Source organism: Arthrobacter sp. 05N33_2 (assembly GCF_056397425.1).
In genome coordinates, this window is the sequence record NZ_JBFTNJ010000047.1 from 21944 (window position 1) to 27943 (window position 6000).

6 protein-coding genes are annotated in these 6000 nt (G+C 66.3%); 1 reads left to right on the plus strand and 5 read right to left on the minus strand.

Translation table 11 applies throughout. From position 1 onward, the window contains the following. Window positions 1-73: 73 nt before the first annotated feature. Window positions 74-655: a dihydrofolate reductase family protein gene (locus AC1DHX_RS15645; RefSeq protein WP_476849341.1), complete on the plus strand. Its 582-nt coding sequence runs from the start codon at window positions 74-76 to the stop codon at window positions 653-655. Between the two features lie 126 nt (window positions 656-781). Here the strand turns inward: AC1DHX_RS15645 and AC1DHX_RS15650 are convergent, their stop codons facing one another. The 5 genes from AC1DHX_RS15650 to AC1DHX_RS15670 form a co-directional block, all read right to left on the minus strand. Continuing rightward, window positions 782-2347 carry an LCP family protein gene (locus AC1DHX_RS15650; RefSeq protein WP_476858451.1) on the minus strand — a complete coding sequence of 522 codons (1566 nt, stop codon included), beginning with the start codon at window positions 2345-2347 and terminating at the stop codon, window positions 782-784. 133 nt (window positions 2348-2480) lie between these two features. Next, entirely contained in the window at window positions 2481-3440 is a 960-nt protein-coding gene (gene era / locus AC1DHX_RS15655) for a GTPase Era (protein ID WP_028276711.1), read from the minus strand. Then, on the minus strand, window positions 3424-4755 hold the full coding sequence (locus AC1DHX_RS15660) for a hemolysin family protein (protein ID WP_223917363.1): 1332 nt from the start codon (window positions 4753-4755) through the stop codon (window positions 3424-3426). Before AC1DHX_RS15660 ends, era begins: the two co-directional genes overlap by 17 nt. Beyond that, window positions 4752-5225, minus strand: coding sequence for an rRNA maturation RNase YbeY (gene ybeY / locus AC1DHX_RS15665; RefSeq protein ID WP_028276709.1), 474 nt, complete (start codon window positions 5223-5225; stop codon window positions 4752-4754). The genes AC1DHX_RS15660 and ybeY overlap by 4 nt, the downstream gene beginning before the upstream one ends. Further along, window positions 5222-6000 (minus strand): PhoH family protein (locus tag AC1DHX_RS15670; RefSeq protein WP_476900217.1); only part of this gene is annotated, 779 nt, incomplete at its 5' end. The genes ybeY and AC1DHX_RS15670, both read right to left, overlap by 4 nt.

A 6000-nucleotide genomic window follows, 5' to 3' on the forward strand; every position in this document is an offset into this window, starting at 1 on the left:
CGCTTGATTTCTTACTGGAGCGACAGCTCGCGGCACGCTAATGTGGGGGCACCCCAAAGCAGAGGAGTGCCCCGTGGGCAAGGTGGTCATGTACAGCTCGGTGTCGGTGGACGGCTTCATCGCGGACGAGAATGACCAGCCCGGACCGCTGTTCGACTGGTTGTCCAACGGTGACGTCCCGTTGGACGAGAGCGGCGAGGTGAAGGTGTCCCAGGCCTCCTACGACTACACCCGGCCGTACTGGGACCAGATCGGGGCGACCCTCGTCGGGCGCCACGTCTTCGACCTGACGGACGGCTGGGACGGGAAACCCCCGAGCGGGATCGATCACGTGGTCGTCGTGACGCACCGGCCGCAGCCCGAGGGCTGGGACCCCGAGGCGCCGTTTCACTTCGTCGACGGCGTCGAGGCAGCCATGGCCAAGGCGCAAGAGCTTGCGGGTGACCGCATCGTCGAGGTCGCCGCTGGTGATGTCGGTGGCCAGATGCTTGCCGCGGGCCTGGTCGACGAGGTGCGCATGGACGTCGTACCCGTCGTGTTCGGGTCCGGCAAGCGCTACTTCGGGTCGGTCCACGCACAGCACCTGCTGGAGGATCCCGACGTGGTGATTCAGGGCAACCGGGTGCTTCACCTGCGCTATCGGGTGCGCCGTTGAGGTCCTCGCCGTGTGCCACGACCCAGCAGGACGTGGAAGAGCCTCCAAAGGCCGCCGCCCAACATCCATGACAAAAGAAGGCCCCCGTTCAGGAAAATCTGAACGGGGGCCTTCCTGGCTGCCGGGTCAGCGGGTGATCAGTGCCGGGTTGGCCTGCTGGCAAACGGTGTCGCCGGCTGTCTGGTTGACGATGTCCTTGGGCAGCTGCGGGGCAGCGGCGGCGGCGGTCGGCGTCCCGTTCGCGAAGTCACTGCCCAGGTAGACCTGGACACCGGCAACTCCGGCGGCCGGGAGCACCCGGTCCGGCTCCACACCGAGCAGGGCCGCGACGTCCCCGGCCACGTCAGCGTAATCCGCACCGTAGTAGACCGCCGTCGCGGCGACGGGCGGAGCAGTCAACTGGCCCACCTGGGTGAAGCCGGCGCCCTTGATGGCCTGCATGATCTCCTGGGTCCGGGCTGGAACACCCGAGCCGTTGGCCACAGTGACGGGCTGCAGGGTCTTGTCATAGGCCGGGGCAGTGGGGCTGGGCGTCGGCGTGGCGCTGGCGCTCGGGGAAGCGCTCGGCTTCGCGGTCGGATCCGTCAGGTCCACGTCGTTGCGCATGGCGGCGAACAGCTGGGATGCCGCGGGCTCGGCCAGCTGCAGCCGGTTGATGTCCGTTTCGGCCGGGACTGTCGGCGTGGCCACGAAAGCTACCTTGCCGACGTCGATGTTCTTGAGCCGGTTGCCCACGGTCAGCAGCGTCGGCACCGAGGCCAGGCCGTCGTCGATGGTCAGGTTCTTGGTGATCGCGTCCGCGATGCCGAGCATGCGGGCCGGGTTGGTAAGGGTGCCGTCGTCCTTGATTTTCCGGGTCAGCGCGGACAGGAAGCCCTGCTGGGCCTTGATCCGGCCGAGGTCGCCGCCGTCGCCGAAGGCGTGCCGGGTGCGCACGAACGACAATGCCTGCTCGCCCTGGACAGTGGAGGTGCCCTTGGGCAGGCGCAGCTTAGAGTCGGGGTCATACACGGCGTCGCTGACACACACGGACACGCCGCCCACGGCGTTGGAGAGTTCCTTGACGGCGTTGAAGTCGGCCATCATGAAGTGGTCGATCTCCAGGCCAGTGAGCTTGTTGACGGTGTCCACGGCGCAGCCGATGCCGGCCTCGGACATCGCCGAGTTAATCATGACGCCGGTCTGGGCCGGGTACTCCTTGTTGGTTTTCGGGTCCTTGCACTTGGGGATGTCGACCAGCAGGTCGCGGGGGAAGCTGACGACGTTGACCCGCTTGTTGTCCGCGGAGATGTCCATCAGCATCATCACGTCCGAGTGCCCATATCCGGTCGCGTCATCGCTGGTGCCGTACTGCGAGTTCTTCCCGTCGCGCGTGTCCGAGCCGAGGATCAGGATCTGCATCCGGTCCGTCGAATCGTTCACGGCACCCTCGGTCTTGATGCTGCCGGCGCTCAGTGGGGCCTTGGTGAGGTTGCCCTGGAGCCGGATGGTCCAGTAGGCGCCAAAAGCGATCACGCCGACCAAAAGCACGGCCACCACGCCCGTGAAGACTTTCAGCCAGGTGGGGGTCCGGCGGGCGGAGCCGAGGTGGCGGGCCGGACCAACGGCGGGATCGGCCGTGTGCCGGGCATCGGCTGTTGACCGGGCCGGCGGGGCGGATCCGTCGGCACGGTTGTCACGGGGTCGAACCACTTGTTGAGCCTTCCTAAACGAACGGGGAGTCAGCCCATTTTAGAGTCCGAATCTGAGAAAACGCCGATGGCCCTCTCTTGGGAGCGGCGGGAAAGGGCCAACGGTCAAAACAGCGGCCTAAGAACAGCGCGTCTCAGAAGCCCAGTTTGACGAGCTGCTTCGGGTCGCGCTGCCAGTCCTTGGCGACCTTGACGTGCAGGTCAAGGTAGATACGGGCACCGAGCAGCGCCTCGATCGCCTTGCGCGCGTTGGTGCCGACCTCGCGGAGCCGGGCGCCGCCCTTGCCGATGATGATGGCCTTCTGGGAAGGCCGCTCGACGTACAGGTTGACGCGGACGTCCAGGAACGGGCGGTCCTCGGGCCGGCCTTCCCGCGGAACGATCTCATCGACGACGACGGCCAGGGAGTGCGGCAATTCGTCGCGGACGCCTTCGAGGGCTGCTTCCCGGATGAGTTCGGCGATCATCACCGCTTCCGGTTCGTCCGTCAGGTGACCGTCCGGATACAGCGGCGGCGATGCCGGCATGTGACCGATGAGGACGTCGGCAAGGGTGTCGACCTGGAAACCGTCCGTGGCGGAGACCGGGACGATGTCCTTCCAGCCGTCCTCGCCGAGGACCTCGCGGCCCAGGGCGGCGACGGCGAGCAGCTGCTCGGTGAGGGCCTGGCGGTCGACGGTGTCGGCCTTGGTCACGATCGCGATGATGGGCTTGTTGGGGATGGCGGCGAGCTGGGCGGCAATGAACTTGTCCCCCGGGCCGATCTTCTCGTTGGCCGGCAGGCAGAAGCCGATCGCGTCGACCTCGGCGAGGGTGTCGGCGACCAGTTCGTTCAGCCGCTTCCCCAGCAGCGTGCGCGGGCGGTGCAGGCCCGGGGTGTCAACGAGGATCAACTGGGCGTCGTCCCGGTGCACGATGCCACGGATTGTGTGGCGCGTGGTCTGGGGCTTGGCCGAGGTGATCGCGACTTTTTGGCCGACCAGGGCGTTGGTGAGGGTGGACTTGCCCGCATTGGGCCGTCCGACCAGCACCGAGAAACCGGCGCGGTAGCCGCCGTAGGCTGCGTCGCCGTCGGACTTATTCTGCTTGCTCACGTGAGACTCCCTGTTGGATTGGTGCGGCCTCGTCGAGAAGGTCTTCAAGGTCAGTTTGTTCTTTTGCTACGGCGGCCGCAATGATGTGGCTGACGCGGTTCCGCCGGCCCTCCAGCCTGTCGGCGCGGAGGGACAGTCCGTGGACCTGAACGGTGCTGCCGACAATCGGCACCCGCCCGAGGGCCTTGGCCAGCAGGCCGCCCACGGTGTCTACTTCGTCGTCGTCGAGCTCGAGGTCGAAGAGTTCGCCGAGGTCATCGATGCTCATGCGGGCGCTGACCCGGTAGCTTCCGTCCCCCAGTGCCACGGCCTCGGCGCTTTCGGTGTCGTATTCGTCCACGATTTCGCCGACGATCTCCTCGATGAGGTCCTCGAGCGTGACCAGCCCCGCCGTTCCGCCATATTCGTCGATGACGATCGCAACGTGCGTGGATTCCTTCTGGAGTTCGCGGAGCAGGTCGCTGACGAGCTTCGAGTCCGGCACGTAGCGGACCTCGCGGGCCACCTCGTCCACCACCGGCGGTTCCTCGTGCGGGCCGAGGTTGTGGAGCGAGGCGGCAACGTCCTTCAGGTACACAATGCCCAGGATCTGGTCCGTGTTTTCGCCGATGACCGGAATCCGCGAGTACCCGGAGCGCAGGAACAGCGACATCGCCCGGTGCAGGCTGGATCCGGAGTCGATCGTGAGGATGTCGGTCCTGGGCACCATAACGGAGCGGACCAGGGTGTCCCCGAAGTCGAAGACCGACTGGATCAGCTCGGCCTCGTTGTCCTCGATCACGTCGGACTCGGTGGCCCGGTCCACGAGTTCGCGGAATTCTTCCTCGCTGAAGAACGCCTCGCTGTCGGCCGGCGCGCCGGGAGCTACGACGCTGCCGAGCCGCACCAGCCAGCCCGGAATCGGGCCGAGCACGGCGTAGAGGGACCGGACGAGCGGGGCGCTGAACCGGACCAGGGCGGCGGAGTGGACCCGGCCGAGCTGCCGAGGGGACACCCCCACGATCACGAAGCCGAGCAGCGCCATGATGCCGGTGGCCGCCAGCCCGGCCAGCCAGACGTTGTCCAGCATGCTGTAAAGGAGCACGGTCACGGCGACGGCGGCGGCCATCTCGAACCAGACCCGCCAGAACCGCAGGGCGCGCATGTGCCCCACGGGCTGGGCCAGGATGCGTTTGAGTGAGGTGCCTCTGCTGTTCAGGACCGCCTGCTCGGCGTCGTGCCGGGGCAGGAAGTTGAACGCGGACTCGGCAGCGGTCAGCACTGCGGCAAAGCTAAGGAACACCAGCGCCATGCCGGCAAGGATCAGTGGGGTCACTGAACCGTCTCGGACGGGGCCGCTTTGCCGGTGAAGGCGGTCAGGAGTTCGCGCTGCAGCCCGAACATCTCTTCCTTCTCTTCCGGCTCGGCGTGGTCATAACCCAGCAGGTGAAGGATGCCGTGCGTGGTCAGCAGCAGCATCTCGTCCTGGGTGGAGTGGCCGGCGTTGCGGGCCTGGACCTCGGCTACCTGGGGGCAGATGGCGATGTCGCCGAGCATGCCCTGCGGCGTCGGCTTGTCCGGCGTGCCCGGGGTCAGCTCGTCCATGGGGACGGAGAGGACGTCGGTGGAGCCTGGCTCGTCCATCAGTTCGAGGTGCAGCTTTTCCATGGCCGGTTCGTCCACGAGCAGGATGGACAGCTCCGCCTGCGGGTGGATGTAAAGGCTTTCGAAGATGAAACGCGACAGCGCCACGAGCCCGGCCTCGTCCACGACGACGCCGGATTCGTTGTTGACCTCAATGCTCATGCGTGTTCTCCCCGCGTTTCCCGGGCAACAGAGTGCTTGACCCGGTTCCTTTGGACTTCGTCCCAGATGCTGTAGGCGTTGACGATATCCCCCACCAGGCGGTGCCGGACGACGTCGGAGGCATCCAGGATCGAGAAGTTGACGTCCTCGATCCCCTGCAGGATCTCCTCGACGATCCTGAGCCCCGAGCGGGTGCCGAAGGGCAGGTCCACCTGGGTGATGTCACCGGTGACCACCATCTTGGAGCCGAAGCCCAGACGGGTCAGGAACATCTTCATCTGTTCCGGCGTGGTGTTCTGCGCCTCATCGAGGATGATGAAGGCATCGTTAAGCGTGCGGCCCCGCATGTAGGCCAGCGGGGCGACCTCGATGGTGCCGGCGGCCATGAGGCGGGGAATGGATTCGGGGTCCATCATGTCGTGCAGGGCGTCGTACAGGGGCCGCAGATAGGGGTCGATCTTGTCACTCAGGGTGCCCGGCAGGAAGCCGAGCCGCTCCCCCGCCTCAACGGCGGGACGGGTCAGGATGATGCGGCTGACTTCCTTCTGCTGCAGGGCCTGGACGGCCTTGGCCATTGCCAGGTAGGTCTTGCCGGTACCGGCCGGACCGATCCCGAAGATCACGGTGTTGGCGTCGATCGCGTCCACATAGTTCTTCTGGTTCAGCGTCTTGGGCCTGATGGTCTTCCCGCGGGTGGAGAGGATGTTGGTGGTCAGCACTTCCACGGGGTTCTGCAGCGACTGGCTGCGCAGCAGGGAGACGAGCTGCTGCAGCA